Here is a 15,442-nt window from a genome sequence, read left to right as displayed (position 1 = left end):
GCAGCACCAGCCAACTGGCGAGCTCAGCGGACCCGGGGGGACGATGTGGGGCTGCGACGCCATCGGACTCGAAAACGAAATATCGAGCCGCGCCGGTCGGGGGTGCAGTACGTGAGTTTTTCTCTCGAACATGGAACCACCGAGCCGACGGATACGTCCAACCAAACATAGGCGGATCGACGGGGGCATCCGGTCGTCCACGAATCGAGAGGAGCCACAGTGGCGGGACAAGCAAAGGTCGATAAGGAAGCGCTCAACACCTTCGTCGGCCAGGTCGCGGACGACCACCAGAAGCTCAGCGACGCGATCGTCAGACTGAAGACCTACGAGGACCAGGTCACCGGTACGTGGAGCGGTGGCGCCCGCGCGGCGTTCGACTCCTTCATGGAGCGCTACTACTACCAGGCCGACAAGCTCAGCGACAAGCTCCTCGAGACCGCTGAAAGCCTCCGCACCGCGGGCCGTGAATACGAGACCCAGGATGACGAGCGCGCCCAGCAGGTCCGCGCGCAGGTCTCCAGCCTCGACCTTCCGCCGGTCTAAGGCTTCGGCCGGATCGAATTCCTCCCGACCACATTCTTAGGAGCTGATATGGCAACGAACGACGTCAATCGAATTTCCGCGAACTTCGGCGCCGTCGAGGACGGCGCGCAGCAGATTATCTCCCAGGCGCGCAACATCATGACCCAGCTCGAGGACCTCCACAAGAAGGTCACCGACTTCGTCGCGAACAACTGGGAAGGTGACGCCACCGAGGCCTTCACCCAGCTGCAGACCAACTGGAACAACAACGTCACCCAGCTGAACACCACCCTGGAGAGCGCCGGCCAGCTGGTCAGCACCGGCAACGCCGACCTGCAGGCCAAGGACACCGCCCTCGCGGGCCTGTTCTGAGGCCACTCGCACTCTCGAAATGAAAAGCTCGGCCGCGATCAGATCGCGGCCGAGCTTTCGTTGTATCTGAAGATCCCCCGGCTACTGAACCCGAAACCCGTTGGCTGCCAAAGCCTTCACGTCACGGCGCCGGACGACGGACGGAAATTCCGGATCCCAGCCGTCCACTTCGCCGCCGCCGGACATCAGCGACAGCACCGTGATGTAGAAACCCCGGAACCAGAAGCGGACGAGTGTCGAGAACTGCACCCAGCCGCCATCCTGCTGACGGATGATCACCAAGCCGCACAACAACTTTCCGAGGGTGGCATGGAAGAGTCCCTGGAATGCGGTGCGGTGCAGGAACGATACGAGTGGCCAAACCACCAGTACCGCCAGGGCAAGGGTGAGTGCGCTGTGGGGTGCGAAAACGATGATTGCGCCCACGATCCCGAGGTGCAGGATCCAATCGACGAAGAATGCGATCGATCGCCGGAGTTTTCGTGGCGATGGGTAGCGAGGATCGCCGTCCGCTCCGTACTTGGCGGGCATCGGACTGTAGGAATGGTTCGCGTATGTCATATCGAAAAGGGTGTGAAGTCGGGGATATTGTCTTTCAAACGTTCGACGTCGTCGTCCAAGCCGGTGAGAATCAGCGCCCCATCCAGGGCACCACGTTTCTCGCCTACAGTCGCTTTCTGCACTTCACCTCCGATGATCGTGGCAATGATATTGCGTGGATCTGTGAGGACGCGGACCCCGCCCTCTCGGAGGGTCGGGAGGCCGGTCGCTCCGGCGATCGCGCCCTTGACCGCGCCCTTGACTGCACCCTGACCGCCCGCTTCGAAAACGTTGCCCCAGTCGACGCCGTCCCGGCGACCGGTGTAATTCTCGATTCCCTGAATGCCGAACTCGGTAAGGGATGAGATCGAGGCTCCGATGCCAGCACCCGTCGCTGCGCGCTTGAGGATCTTGATCACGAGCTGCCGGATTATCATCCGCACAGTCACCTGCGTCGCGGCCTCGGCCGCGACGACGCCGGGGCTGGCCGCCCCAAGTGTCATCACGGTAGCCACTGCGAGCGCGGCGAGTTCGGCCGCCAGCGCAACTAACGCCGCGATGATCGTCAACTTGGCGTACCGGACGTCCTCCGCGGAGCCCGCGAGGGATTCGCCGAGCTGTCGTGCAAGGTCCTCGATTTCCTTCAACGCGCCCTGGGTGCCGAGGGTTGCCCAGCGTTCGGCGAGCGCGACGTGGACGTCGCCCTCGATGCCAGTGAGCGCGGAGGTCATCGACTGCTCGGCATCGCCGGTGATTTCCTGCAACGTGGTCGCGGTTTCTTTCCACGCGTCCGCCAGACGGTTCATCGCCGTCTCGTCGGCGTCGGGCCAGTCCGCACCGACAACCTTCTCCGCGAGCCATCGGACACTGCCAGGTAGTTCGATTCCCATCAGCGCAGGCCTTCGAACCCGGATGCGTTTGCGGCGTCGGTGGTTTCGTATTCATCGGCAATGTAGCGCAGCGCGGGGCCGAGTACGCCCAGGACCACCGCGGCGCCGCCGAGCGCGTTCTCACCAGCTTCGGCTTTGGCCACATAACCACTGGCGATACTCTGGCCGACCTCGTCGGCGCCCCAGCACTCACCTTCGGCGGCGATCACTGCTTGAAGCTTGGTCAACGCGTCCACGGTGCGCGTGGACAGATCATCGAATTGCGGTGCTACCGAGCGCAAATGGGCGGGGTCGACCCATAGTTCGGCACTCATCGCGAGCCTTGGGGATGCGCATCTCCGGCGGACGGGGATGACAAGAGATCGCGCAGGCTCGGCGCACCGGGCACGAGGTCGGGTAGGTCGGGCATCGACTGTCCCGCATCCAGCACCGGCTGCATGATGCGCAGGGTTTCCTCGCGTGCGGATTCCGCCGCGCGGGCCACCACCTCAGCCACCAGGTGGCCGAGCCGCTCCGGTGTGGTGCGCTGGAAGGTGTGAGGCGCGAAATTTACGCTGAGCACCGCGCCGACCGAGTTGACCTCGACGCTCACCAACCCGTCGGGCGACGAACCGCGAACCTTCATTTGTGCAACGCGAGCTTGCGCCGTGCGGAGATCCTCGGTCTGCCGCGACAAGGTTTCGAGCATCGAATCGATCTGGTACTGCAGTTGGTCGTTGCGATGACGTAGGTCATCTACATCGGTCGGGCCGGTCATGATCCCCCTCCACGATCGAATTGCTGGATCATTGCTAAAACTACTGGACTGTGCGTACCTAGGCCTGTGGCATCCATCCCAGTTGGATGGATTCCTCGCCGCTGCGGGTCATGAGGGTGCCTCGGCCCGGGGGTTGGATGGATGGGCGGGTGGTGCCGAAGAGGACGCCCTCGTCTCGGCTGCAGCTGAGGGTCAGGGCGGTGGAGTTGAGTTCCTTCAGGCGGGCGAGGGTGGCTTCGTACAGGGCTCGGCCGGCGCCGCCGGAGCGGCGGGTGATGATGAGGTGGAAGCCGAGGTCTCGGGCGTGGGCCAGGTGGTCCAGGAGGGCGTGGAGGGGGTTGCCGCTGGAGGTTGCTACGAGGTCGTAGTCGTCGACGATCACGTAGAGCTCGGGGCCTCGCCACCAGGAACGTTCGCGGAGCTGTTGGGGGGTTACGTCTTGGCCGGGCATGCGTTGGCTGACATACGCGGCGAGATCGGCCATGTTCTGAGTGAATTGGGGGGCGGTGGAGCCGTAGCCGGCCAGGTAGCCCTCGGGGACGGTGCCGAGCATGGTGCGGCGGTAGTCGCCCATGATGATGCGGGCCTGGTCGGGGGTGTTGGACTCGCAGATCGACTGGATGAGCGAGCGGAGCAGGGTCGTCTTGCCGCTTTCGGTGTCGCCGATGACGACGAAGTGGGAGGCGGCGTTGAAGTCGACGTAGACGGGGGCCAGTTCGGATTCGTTGATGCCGATCGGGAAGCGCATGCACTTGCCCGAGTTGTGGTCGACGCGGGACTGCCAGTCGCCGGCCAGGCGGAGGAGGTCCTCGCGCGGGAGGCGCTCGGGGAGCATGCGCACGCGCGGAGCCGGACGGCCCGGGGTCTGGTTGGCAATGAGCGAAACCGCGTGTGCCACACCTTGACCCAGCGTATCCGGGTTGGAGTCGCCGTCGATGCGGGGCAGTGCCGTCAGCATGTGAAGTTTGTCGGGGGTCATGCCGCGGCCGGGACGGCCCATGGGGACCAGGCTGGCGAACTTGCGGCCGAGTTCGGAGTCCATGGGGTCGCCGAGGCGCAGTTCGATGCGGGTGCCGATGGGATCGCGCAGGGCCGGGCGGGTTTCCGCCCAGCGGTTCAGCGAGATCACCAGGTGCACACCGTACGAAAGACCTTGTACGGCAAGGTTCATGACCGTTTGGTCGAGGACTTCGAATTCCTGGCGGAAGGTGCCGTAGCCGTCGATCACCAGGAAGGCGTCACCGAAGGGGTCTTCGTGGGCGCCCTGCGCGGCGGGGCTGGACAGCGGGTCCATGGCGCGCAGGCGGCGGAATTCGGCCATGGATTCGATGCCGAGCTGGCGGAAGCGGAGTTCGCGCTGGCGGACGATGGTCACCATTTCCGCGATGGTGCGGCGGACGGTGTCCTCTTCCATCCGGCTGGCGACCGCGCCGACGTGCGGCAGGCCCTGTAGACCGGTCATGGTGCCGCCACCGAAGTCGAGGCAGTAGAACTGCACCTGCTCGGCGGTGTGGGTCAGCGACATCGACATGATCAGCGACCGCAGCGCGGTCGACTTGCCGGACTGCGGGCCGCCGACGATGGCGACGTGACCGCGGGAACCGGACAGGTCCACCATGAGCGGGTCGCGGCGCTGGTCGTAGGGGCGGTCGACGATGCCGAAAGCCGCACGGAGCGTGGCGAGTTGGCTGTAGTCGCCGGTGAGGACCGAACGCGGGTTGAGCTGGTCGAGGGTGGGCGCTTCGGCCAGCGGCGGCAGCCAGATCTCGTGCGCGGGACGGCCCTGACCGCGGACGCGGGAGACCAGCATCTGCAGGTTGGAGATCTGATCGCCCTCGGGCTGCGGTTCGGCCGCGGCGGGCACGGCGGGCAGCGGAACCCGGTCGGCGGCCCGGAAATCCACGTGCACGGCGGTGAAAGGCCGTGCGGTGACATCGATTTCGCCGGACTGGGTGGCGGCGGTGGCGTCGGGGGCGGAACCGCCGCCGACGTACGGGCCGGACACGTAGGCCGCCTGGAAGCGCACGATATCGGCGGAATCCGACTTCAGGTAGCCGCCGCCGGGCGTGCCGGGCAGATTGTAGGCGTCGGGCACACCGAGCACCTGACGGGATTCATTGGCGGAGAACGTCTTCAAACCGATCCGGTAGGACAGGTGACTCTCGAGACCCTTGAGCCGCCCCTCTTCCAGCCGCTGCGAGGCGAGCAGCAGGTGCACGTGCAGCGAGCGGCCGAGGCGGCCGATCATGGTGAACAGTTCGGCGAAATCCGGGTGCTGCGAGAGCAATTCGGAGAACTCGTCGAGCACCACGAACAGCGCGGGCAGCGGATCCAGGTCCGCGCCGGCGGCGCGCGCCTTCTCGTATTCACCGACATTCGCGAAATTGCCCGCGGCGCGCAGGACTTCCTGCCGGCGGTTCATCTCACCGGCGAGGGCGTCGCGCATACGGTCGACGAGGTCGGCCTCTTCCTCGAGGTTGGTGATGATGGCCGCCACGTGCTCGACGCCTTCCAGACCGAGGAAGGTCGCACCACCCTTGAAGTCCACCAGCACGAAGTTCAACTGGTCGGGCGAATGCGTGGCGATGAGCGAAAGCACCAGCGTGCGAAGGAATTCCGATTTACCGGAACCGGTGGCGCCGATGCACAGGCCGTGCGGGCCCATACCGGCCTCGGCGGCCTCCTTGATATCGAGGAAGACCGGCAGCCCGTCCGCGCCGAGACCGAACGGCACCCGCAGGCGCTCCCGGCCGTACCGCGGTTTCCACGCCGACGCCGGATTGAAGTTGCCGATATCGCCGAGCGCCAGCATCTGCGCCCAGCTCGTAATGACCTCGGCCTCTTCGCTGACCGCGCCGCCGGCGCTCTGCGTGGCCGCGCGATAGGGCGCGAGCCGCCGCGCCGCCTGCTCGGCTTCCTTGGCGGTGAGCCGGTCGATGGACGCGAACCGCTCCATGGCCCCGGAGGGGCTGCGGCCAGAGGCCACACCGTCTTCCACCAGCATCTGGATGCCGCGCGAGGCCGCCAGCCGCGGCGCGTACCCGCACAGGTCGATGACGGTGACGCTCTCGAATCCGGTTTCCCGCAGGGGATCCTGCTCGGCTTCCAGCAGTCCGCCGTCCACCACGATCACGATCTGCGCCAGGTTCGGATTCGGCGGCGCGTTGCGCGAGTACCGAACTCGGTTGTGCAGCAGGGGAGCCAGGCCCGCATGCGCCTCACGAATGGACCCGTACACCATGCGCTCGGTGCCGACACCGTCGGTCGATTCCGGATGCTGGGTGTGCGGCAGCCACTTCGCCCACTCCCATTCGCGTGCGGTGTCGGGACCACACACGACGGCGATCAACACCTGATCCGGCGCCTGGAACATGGCCAGCTGCAGCAGCAGCGCCCGCGTCATATCGCGGGCCTGCGCGCGATCACCGGTGAGCTGAACGCTCGCGAAACCCTTCACCGCGATGGCGGTGGGCAGATCCGGCACGGTCGAATGCGTGCGCACGAACCGGCGCAGCGACACCGCCGCGATCGGTTCCAGCTCCTCCACCGGACCGGTCTCCGGCGCGACCAGCCGGGTCGCCAGCCGCTGTGAGCCGAGCCCGATGCGGGCGTGGCAGAAGTCCTTGTCGCCGGGGCGGCGCTCCCACATGCGGGTGGTGCCGGCCAGCATCCAGATCAGGCCGGGCTCGGGATGACTCCATTCGACCGCGGCGCGCTGCTGCCCGGCGGTCGCCTCGACATCCTTGCGGACCTGGTCCAGGTAGCGCAGATAGTCCTTGCGGTCCTCGTTCGCCTCGGACGCCTTCGCACCCTTGCCGCCCTGGCCGGCGTACATGCCGACCATGGACATCACCATCATCATGGGGAACATCAGGCTCATCGGGTTCGAGAACGTGCTCGTCCCCGAGGTGAACATGAGCGCCATCATGCCGACCAGCGCGATCACCATGACGACCGGCATGAGCTTGCTGAACAGATTGGCGGGTACGGCCCGCGGGATCTCCGGGGGCGGCTGCAGGGACACCTCACCGCCCGGGGAGCGTGGAATCTCCCGGCGTGGTCGGCGCTGGAACCGGACAGTGCTCATCGAAGAAGATCCCCCATCGAGTCCTGGACTGCGGCCTCAGTGTACGGACCATGATCTTCATGCCGTACAGTGCGGGCAGCATTTCTGCACATCGCGGCATCGCGAGGGCGGCACATCGCCGATCCGGACACGGATTCGGACCGGGGCGGCAGTGATGCCCCGCCGCTCGCCGCCGCAAAGGGTCGGACCGAAGTTGGGGGCAGCGTGACGCACGCGCGAATGGACCATATCGACGAAGCTCGCGGCATAGTCCGCGCGCCCGATCTCGCGCGAGTGACCATTCTCGCCAAGCACACCCAGGTCGATATGGCGATCCCGTTGGATGTGCCGGTCGCGCTGGTCATTCCGAGCGTCGTGGACATGGTGGCCCAGCACGGCCGCGCCAATGACTTCGACAATGACGGCGAGCGTTTCGAACCGCACGAGTGGGTGCTCGCGCGCATCGGCCAGCCGCCGTTCTCCAATTCGCTGAGCCTCGCCGAACAGGGTGTGCGCGACGGTGAACTGCTCATGCTGGAAAGCGCCGAGCACACCGCGCCGACCCCGCTGTTCGACGACATCATGTACAACGTCGCCATCGCCGACGCCGACCACTTCCGCGGCTGGAACCCGAAGACGGCCCGGCTGACCGGATCCATTCTCGCGGCGCTGACCATGCTGGTCGGCTGCCTCGGCCTGCTGGCCGCCCCCGACGCCGTGCCCGGCTGGGTGAGCGGGCCGGTGGCGTTGATCGTGTCGGTGCTGCTGCTGGTGGCGGGCATGGTGCTCAGCCGGATGTACGGCGATACCGCGAGCGCGCTCGTGGTGAGTGCATGCGCGCTGCCGCCGGCCTTCGCGGCGGGCATGCTGCTGGTGCCCGATCACTACGGCTGGGCGAACCTGCTGCTCGGTTTCGCGCTCGCGGGTGCGACGGCGATTCTGGCGTGGCGCATGTGCGGCGTCGGGTTGGGGCTGTTCATCGGCGCCACCACCCTCGCCGTGTACGCGGTGCCGGTGGCGCTGGTCGGCCTGCTCACCGATCTGCCCACGCGCGCCATCGGGGCGGGCGCCGCCGCGCTCGGCCTGGCCGGATTGTCTTTGGCGCCACGGCTTTCCATGCTGCTGGCCAAGCTGCCGCTGCCGCCGGTCCCCGCGCCCGGCACCCCCATCGACCCGACCGAGGACGATCCGGACGACCACCGCGCGCTGCCGACCATGGAGGTGCTGCGCCTCAAGGCCGAGCGCGCCCGCAAGTACCTGGCCGGTCTGGTGTCGGCCACCACCGTGGTGATCGCGGCGGGTGCGCTGGCCGCGGTCGACTCCGCCGACGGTGACATCTACTGGCCGGGCCTGTCGCTGGCGCTGGTGTGCGCGGCCGTGCTCATGTTCCGCAGCCGCACCTACGCGGGCGCGGAACAGGCGGTGGTGCTGATCGCGGGCGGCGCGAGCATCCTGCTCATCCTGCTCGGCGGTGCGGCGTTCACCCTCGACCAGCCGCTCGTGGTTTTCGGTGTGGCCCTGGTGATACTGATCGTGGCGCTCATCCTCGGCATCATCGTGCCGGGCCACGCGGCGACCCCGCCCATGCGGCGCGCGGTCGAGCTGCTGGAGTACGCGTTCGTGGCCGCCGTTGTGCCGCTGGTGTTCTGGGTCACCGACCTCTACTCGCTCGTGCGCGGGCTGTGACGCGGTCGTCCTGATGGCACTGCACTCCAGCGATACCCGCAAGACCGTTCCGGCACTGCGGCGCACGGGTTTCCGTGCGACGGCAGCCGCCGCGGTGCTGGCCCTGTCGGTGTGTTCGGGCCTGGGCACGGCGCACGCCGACCGCCCGGATCCCATCGATATGGGCCTGCTCCCCTCCGGCAATCCGGCCGCACCGCCCAGCGAGACCGAACATCCGGCCAACTCACCGTGTTACGACACCAAGACCGGCGGGGACGGGCCGACCGTGCCGACCGCGCAGCGCTCCCTCGACCTGGATCAGGCGTGGCAATTCTCCAAGGGCGCAGGGCAATTGGTGGCCGTGATCGACACCGGCGTCGCGAACCATCCGCGCCTGCCCGGCCTCATCGCCGACGGTGATTACGTGGCCGCCGGCGGCGACGGCACCGAGGACTGCGATGCGCACGGCACCCTGGTGGCCGGGATTATCGCGGCGTCCCAGGTTGCGGGACAAGGCTTTTCGGGTGTGGCGCCGGAGGCGCGCATCCTCACCATCCGCCAGACCAGCGCGCTGTATCAGCTCAAGGGCGCGAGCCAGAACAAGGGCCCCGACGATATGGCCGAGGGGTACGGCAAGGTGTCCGCGCTCGCCTCCGCCGTGCGCCGGGCCGCCGACGCGGGCGCGAGCGTCATCAATATCTCACTCGTCGCGTGCAGCACCGGCAAACCCTCCAGCACCGAGATGGCGTCGCTGGGCGCGGCCGTCAAGTACGCGGCGGAGGAGAAGAACGCGGTCATCGTCACCTCGGCCGGCAATAGCGACCACTGTTCGGCGGGCAACCCCGATATCAATCCGCTGAAGCCGGATCAGGATCTCTGGAGCAATATTTCGACGTATGTGGCCCCCGCCTGGTGGGACGACTACGTGCTGTCCGTCGGTTCCGTGGACAAGTTCGGCCGGCCGTCGGACTTCACCGTTCCCGGACCGTGGGTGGGTGTCGCGGCTCCGGGCGAGAACATCGTGTCGCTGGATCCGCGCAGCACCGGGCTCACCACCCAGGTGCTGAAGCAGAACCAGTGGGCCGATCACAAGGGCACGAGTTTCGCCGCGCCCTACGTCGCCGGGGTCGCGGCCCTGGTGCGCGCCCGCTTTCCGCAGCTGAGCGCACGCGAGGTGATCAAGCGCATCGAGGCCACCGCGCACGCACCCGGCGAAGGGTGGAACCCGTACATCGGTTACGGCACCGTGGACCCGGTGGCCGCGCTCACCGCCGAGGTGACCACCGATCTCCCGCCCAAGCGGGCCGTCACCGGCAAGAACGTGGATCTGACCTTCCCCGCGCCGCCTCCGGCACCCGATCACACCGCCCGCAATGTGGCGTTGATCGGCACCGCCGCCATCGTGATCCTGCTGGGTCTGGCGTGGGCCGCGTCGTTCCCGCTGCGCCGCAAGTTCGGACTGGGCGAGGACGACGCCTGATCGGCTTTCCCTGCGACTGAAGAGAATTCGGCCCGGCCTACCGCAGGCGGGGCCGAATTCTCTTCTCAGTTGTCGGTTTTGATGGGCTCGTCGGCGGGGTTCGGGTCCGGGGCCACGCCGTCGTGAGCGACCTTGGCGGCCTCCCGGCTCAGCACCGGCCCGTCGGGCAGCAGGCCCACGATGGCCCACGGCGCGGGCTCCGGCGTCACCGAATCCGGGTCCATGCCAAGGGCTTTGGCGGATTCCAGGTTCTTGATGCCGTAGCGGACGCCGTAGTCGGAGAGGAAGTAGAGGCTGTCGCGGCGGGTGCTGTCGACGGCCATGCCGGTGGACTGGAAGTACGCGCCCGCGCCCGGCTTGATGTAGAACGAATCGACCTCGGGGCCATTGCCGTCCGCCTGGGCCAGCGCGACCAGTTTCGCCTTGTCCGGGATCGGGATGGCATGGCCGGTGAGCAGGGTCAGCTCGGCGTGCTTGGTGCCCTCGGAGGTGTCGGAGGTATTGATGGGCTTCCAGGAGAAGCAGTCGACCGGTTGGTCTTTGCTGTCGACAATGGCCGGCGCTTTCACCGGATAGGTGCCGATCTGCAGGGCCGAGGAGACCGGCGCGCGGGTGCGATCCGCCTGCGAGATCGTGGTGTCGGCCGCCGTCGAGGGGTACTGGTTGCGGATGATCTCCGCGGTCAGTTCCGACACCGGCTGCAGGCCGTCGCCCAGCACCACATAGGCGCTGCCGTCGGTGCGCACCTCCACGACATCACCGATGCGATGGTCGCCGAGCGAGTAACCGCTCGGCGCCGCACCGGCATTCGCGATCTCCGGCACCTTGATCGCGGGCGCCTCCGGGATCGCGTTGAGCAGACCCTTGCTCATCGGGCGCGCGGTGAGGTCGCGGATACCGAGAGCGTCGGCCACGGCGCGCACATTCGTATCGACCTCGGCGCGCTGATTGTCGTAGACCAGATAGGTGCGATTGCCGCGCACATTGTCCTCGCCCTGCACCAGCAGCGCCTTGCCGGACGGGAGTGCGGACGCCTTCTCCCCCAGGCTCAGGTCACCGGCGAGCACCGAGGTCTTCAGGCTGCGGCTGCCGTCATTGGCCATGACATCACAGACGGCCCAGGTGCGGCCCTTGCCACTGGAGTCGTAATTCAGCGAGGTGGGCGCGCCCGGGATGCCGATGAGCTGGCCGCGCGGCTTCTTCGACAGCTCGGATTCCTTCACGGTGGCGGGCTTGGCGGATTCGCCGATCGCCAGCCGCGCGGACGCCAGATTCAGCGTCGGGTACACCACGCCGTCGATCTGCACGTAGACCGCGCCGGTGTTCTTGCCGATCAGAATCTTGTTGCTGCCGATCTTGTCCTGCGGACGCAGCAGCGCGAGCACGCCGCAACCGGCCAGCACGATGATCGCCAGGATCAATCCGACGCTGAAGGCGCGCGTCTGGGACCGCATCGGGTCGTGCAGCATCCGCACGTCCCGGCGAACCAGAGCGTGCTCCATGCGGCGCACCAGGAAGCGGTAACCGCTCACCTGCCAGCGCGTGGTGGGTTTTGAAGGCATCCCGAAAACTCCCCCGACCAGTCAACGCGTTCGCGGAACACAGTACAGTTCGTTCCGATCTTCATTCGCACTCGGCCTCGCCCTTCTTCCGCGTGTAGACGGGGTAGCGGGGCCGGAACCGGTAGTTGGGGGACGACGATGACCGATACCGGCGGGCCGCGCCCGTTGCTCGGCCGCATATCGCTGACGAACCTGTTGATCGCGCAGGTGATCGCGGTGCTCGTCGTGATCGCGGTGCTGCTCGGCGGGCTGCCGTTCCTCGCCGCGCTGGGGGCCGGGATCGTGGCCGGGCTGATCGTGCTGATTCCGCTGGGCAAGCGCACGCTGGCCGATTGGGTCGCCACCCGCTGGCGGTTCCGCGCCCGGCAGGTGCGCGAGGTGCCGGATGTCATCGATTTCCGTGCCGGGGACGGGCGTTCGCTCGGGCTGTACCGGGACGGCACCCGGGTGGTCGCGGTGGTCGAGGTGCTGCCGCCGAAGGGCGGGCTGACCCGGCTGGGCCGGTCGGCCGTGCAGGCGTCGCATCTGCTGCCGCTGCCGGAATTGGCGAAACGCTTGAGCCAGCACGACATTCTGCTGGCGGGCATCGACATCGTGTCGCACGGATATCGCAGCCGGTCGGGAACACCGGCGGGCGCCATCTACGAGACGCTGCTGGGGCCGCTGCCGGCGACCGCGCATCGCACGGTGTGGCTGGCCATCGCCTTCGATCCGGAGCTCTGCCCGGAGGCCGCCGAGCGGCGCGGCGGCGGGCTGGAGGGTGCGTGCCGGTCGGTCACCATCGCGACCCAGCGCATCGTGCGCACGCTCGAGGATGCCGCGTGTGCGGCCCGCGTGCTCACCGCGCCGGAGATCAAGCAGGCTGCGCTGCAGGTCACGGCCGGTACCGACCCGGGTGAGCTGACCCAGTCGTGGCGCTTCACCGAGCTCGGCAACAGCGTGAACATCGGTGCGGCCGTGGATCCCGCACAACTCGACTCGGAGGTGCTCGCACAGCTGTGGGTGCCCGCCTCGCGCGGCACCACGGTGGCGGTGCGGCTGCGGCCGGGACGCTCCGCCGAGACCGTGCGGGTCGGCGCGGCCTGGCGGTTGACCGCGCGGGAGCTGCCCGAGAAACGGGTGCACAAGAACATGATCTCCATGAACGGACGGCATCGGGAGAGCCTGCTCGCGCATCTGCCGCTGGCGGTGCCGGGGCTCGACGACACCGTGCCGGTGGCCGAGCACGAGATCGAGGCCATCGACGAGCTACAGCTGCCGGTGGCGGGCTGCGGGCAGCTGCTCGGCTCCGACGACGGCGGCAACGGCGTGGCGATTCGCCTTGTCGGCCAGGGTATTTCGAGCGTGTACGTGGCCGGTGAACTGTATCTGGCGCAGCAGCTGGTATTCCGGGCGCTGGCGGTGGGCGAGCGGGTGCTGATCCGCACCGATCGGCCGCACGCATGGGAGAACCTGGTGACCACGATCGGGAATCCGGAGCGGTTGACCATCGCGGTCGAAACCCACCAGTCCGACGCGGATTTCACGGCCGCGGTGGTGGACGGGGTGCTCGCGCCCGCCCCGCACGCGGGTGTCACGACCATCTATGTGACCGGTGATCCGATGGGCTGGCCGGGGACCCGGCCGGATCTGTCCATTCATCAGCCGGGGGCGGCGGGGAATCGAATCCTGCTGCGTACCGGGACAACCCAGGTGAATCTGAATCTGGTGTCGATTCCGCGGGAGGCCACCTACATCGGGCAGCCGCGACAGGCGCGGGCGTACGCCAACCAGTAATCAGCCCGGATACGGGTCGGAGAGCCGCGCGGCTTTCAAAGTGCGTGCCCACCAGGCGAGTTGATGCAGCAGGCGGGCGGCGGCGTCGATGGCGGCGCCGTCCTGGGTCTGCCCGGCCCTGTCGAATTTGCGTTTGGCCTCATGGAAACTGACGGTCTCGCGCACCGACACCATGTGGATCTCGGCGACCACCTGCCGCAGCTGCTCGACCGCGCGCAGGCCGCCGGACAGGCCGCCGTAACTCACGAAACCGATGGGCTTGGCCCGCCATTCGCGTTTCGCGCTGTCCAGGGCGGTCTTCAGCGGGGCCGGGTAGCCGTGGTTGTACTCCGAGGTGACGGCCACGAAAGCGTCTGCGGCCGCGATTCTTTCGCGATAGGCCGTCACCTCCGGCGTCTCGCTCAGATCCGCGGGGAGCGGCGTCTCGGCGAGGTCGATCACCCCCACCTCGAAATGCGGATCCTCCCGCGCTTCGCGCAGGAACCAGTCCGCGACCACCGGAGCGAACCGCCCCGGGCGCGTACTGGCCACGATCACCTCGAGCCGTAGCGGTTCACCCATGGCCGCGAGCCTAATCGGGCAGCGCCACAGAACTGCGCATTCCCGGCGGCGCAAGAGTCGCAGCGACCCCCGCGATGTTCTTCTGACCTGCACGAATTCCGATCAGAGCCAGACGATGTCGTCCGGCTACTCGGTTCGGCCGCCGGCAGCGGCGTAAGCGGCCAGCCCCTGCGCGGGAGCGATGCGGGCGGCGAAATCCAGAATGTGCCGGGCCCGCTCGTGATGCGCCACCAGATGCCGCACGTCGGTGAGGCGATACTGCCCGGTCACCACCGGCGTGGGTCCGCCCACTGCCTTCGCCATCGTGGAGGCCACCTCCCACAGCGTCACCGGCCGCCCGGAACCGATATTCAACGGCACGAACCCGGCCACCGGATGGGCCACCGCCGCGACCGTCGCCGCCGCCACATCCCGCACATGCACGAAATCCCTTACCTGCCCGCCGTCTTCGAACACTCGCGGCGCGCGTTCGGCCCGCAGGTCGGCTCGAAACCGTGCGACGATACCGGATTCCGCCGAGCGCAGTAGACGCCCGGAGTCGGCGGCTTCGCCGTAAACGTGGTGGTAGCGCAGCACGGTCGCCGCGGATCCGGTGCTCGCGGCCCAGGCCAGCGCATAGTGCTCCTGCGCCACTTTGCTTGCCGCATAAGCGCTTCGAGGCCGCAGGGGTGCGTCTTCGCGCATCGGCTCCCAGGTCAGCACCTCTCCGGTCCGGGGCGCGCGGTGATCGAACAGACCGCGATCCAGGTCCGTACGCCGCCGCACCCCGGGAAAGAACGGCCCACTGCGCACACCCCGGTACCGCCCCTCCCCGTACACCGCGACCGATGACGCCATGACCAGCCGCCGCACCCCCGCCTGCTCCATGGCCGCCAGCAAGGCCGCCGTGCCCGCATCATTGTGCGCCGCATACCAAGCGGCCCAACGCATTCCGGTCAGACCGGGCTGCGCTCCGATGCCCGACGCCCGCTCCCCCGCCGACCCGCGCACGCAGGGTCCGGCACCGTGGCCCTGACTCGGCGTCTCACCGTGATCCACCCCGGCTCGGCCCTGGTCGTCGATGCCGTGCGGTTGCCCCTGGCCGTCACCGATTCGACTCGGATCAGGCTGCCGCCCAGCGCGTTCGATCGGCCCCGACCCGTCGGTCGAATGCTGCTCGACCCCCCTGTCGTGTACAGCGCGCGAGACCCGCGCCAGCGGATCGGAAGCACCCGCGGGCCGCTCGTCCATCGCCTCGGGATCGAGGTCGGG

General features: G+C 67.9%; 13 protein-coding genes. 5 read left to right on the top strand and 8 right to left on the bottom strand.

Going from position 1 to position 15,442, the window contains the following annotated elements; all coding sequences use genetic code 11:
* The first annotated feature begins 219 nt into the window (after positions 1-219).
* A complete protein-coding gene (locus H0264_RS06280) occupies positions 220-543 on the top strand; it encodes a WXG100 family type VII secretion target (RefSeq protein WP_181583085.1) in 324 nt (107 codons plus the stop codon).
* A 48-nt stretch (positions 544-591) separates the two neighbouring features.
* A complete protein-coding gene (locus H0264_RS06275; RefSeq protein ID WP_181583084.1) occupies positions 592-894 on the top strand; it encodes a WXG100 family type VII secretion target in 303 nt (100 codons plus the stop codon).
* Between the two features lie 81 nt (positions 895-975).
* Here the strand turns inward: H0264_RS06275 and H0264_RS06270 are convergent, their stop codons facing one another.
* Genes H0264_RS06270 through eccCa form a run of 5 tightly spaced genes read right to left on the bottom strand, consistent with a single transcriptional unit; the run spans position 976 to position 7,168 of the window.
* Positions 976-1,455 carry an RDD family protein gene (locus tag H0264_RS06270; protein WP_181583083.1) on the bottom strand — a complete coding sequence of 160 codons (480 nt, stop codon included), beginning with the start codon at positions 1,453-1,455 and terminating at the stop codon, positions 976-978.
* Entirely contained in the window at positions 1,452-2,324 is an 873-nt protein-coding gene (locus H0264_RS06265) for a WXG100-like domain-containing protein (protein ID WP_181583082.1), read from the bottom strand. Before H0264_RS06265 ends, H0264_RS06270 begins: the two co-directional genes overlap by 4 nt.
* Positions 2,324-2,638, bottom strand: coding sequence for a WXG100 family type VII secretion target (locus H0264_RS06260; protein WP_181583081.1), 315 nt, complete (start codon positions 2,636-2,638; stop codon positions 2,324-2,326). Before H0264_RS06260 ends, H0264_RS06265 begins: the two co-directional genes overlap by 1 nt.
* Positions 2,635-3,081: a YbaB/EbfC family nucleoid-associated protein gene (locus H0264_RS06255; protein WP_181583080.1), complete on the bottom strand. Its 447-nt coding sequence runs from the start codon at positions 3,079-3,081 to the stop codon at positions 2,635-2,637. Before H0264_RS06255 ends, H0264_RS06260 begins: the two co-directional genes overlap by 4 nt.
* 58 nt (positions 3,082-3,139) lie before the next feature.
* Positions 3,140-7,168 carry a type VII secretion protein EccCa gene (gene eccCa, locus H0264_RS06250; RefSeq protein WP_181583079.1) on the bottom strand — a complete coding sequence of 1,343 codons (4,029 nt, stop codon included), beginning with the start codon at positions 7,166-7,168 and terminating at the stop codon, positions 3,140-3,142.
* A 204-nt stretch (positions 7,169-7,372) separates the two neighbouring features.
* On the opposite strand from eccCa, the gene eccD reads away from it, so the two are divergent.
* Both eccD and mycP read left to right on the top strand, forming a co-directional pair.
* Entirely contained in the window at positions 7,373-8,833 is a 1,461-nt protein-coding gene (eccD, locus tag H0264_RS06245; protein ID WP_181583078.1) for a type VII secretion integral membrane protein EccD, read from the top strand.
* Positions 8,834-8,846: 13 nt separating this feature from the next.
* Entirely contained in the window at positions 8,847-10,292 is a 1,446-nt protein-coding gene (mycP, locus tag H0264_RS06240) for a type VII secretion-associated serine protease mycosin (protein WP_181583077.1), read from the top strand.
* Positions 10,293-10,357: 65 nt separating this feature from the next.
* On the opposite strand, the gene eccB is transcribed toward mycP, so the two are convergent.
* Positions 10,358-11,854, bottom strand: a complete 1,497-nt coding sequence (gene eccB, locus H0264_RS06235; protein ID WP_181583076.1) for a type VII secretion protein EccB — start codon at positions 11,852-11,854, stop codon at positions 10,358-10,360.
* A 138-nt stretch (positions 11,855-11,992) separates the two neighbouring features.
* Between eccB and eccE the strand changes: the two genes are divergently transcribed.
* Positions 11,993-13,630 (top strand): type VII secretion protein EccE, encoded by a 1,638-nt coding sequence (gene eccE / locus H0264_RS06230; protein ID WP_181583075.1) that lies wholly within the window; start codon positions 11,993-11,995, stop codon positions 13,628-13,630.
* Here the strand turns inward: eccE and H0264_RS06225 are convergent, their stop codons facing one another.
* Positions 13,631-14,191 (bottom strand): NADPH-dependent FMN reductase, encoded by a 561-nt coding sequence (locus tag H0264_RS06225; RefSeq protein ID WP_181583074.1) that lies wholly within the window; start codon positions 14,189-14,191, stop codon positions 13,631-13,633.
* 126 nt (positions 14,192-14,317) lie between these two features.
* Positions 14,318-15,421: an NAD-dependent epimerase/dehydratase family protein gene (locus tag H0264_RS06220; RefSeq protein WP_338040157.1), complete on the bottom strand. Its 1,104-nt coding sequence runs from the start codon at positions 15,419-15,421 to the stop codon at positions 14,318-14,320.
* Positions 15,422-15,442: the final 21 nt, after the last annotated feature.

Origin of the sequence: Nocardia huaxiensis, assembly GCF_013744875.1 — a bacterium.
Classification (GTDB): domain Bacteria; phylum Actinomycetota; class Actinomycetes; order Mycobacteriales; family Mycobacteriaceae; genus Nocardia; species Nocardia huaxiensis.
Note: the sequence above shows the minus strand (reverse complement) of the source record. Positions and strands in the feature narration are given on the sequence as shown.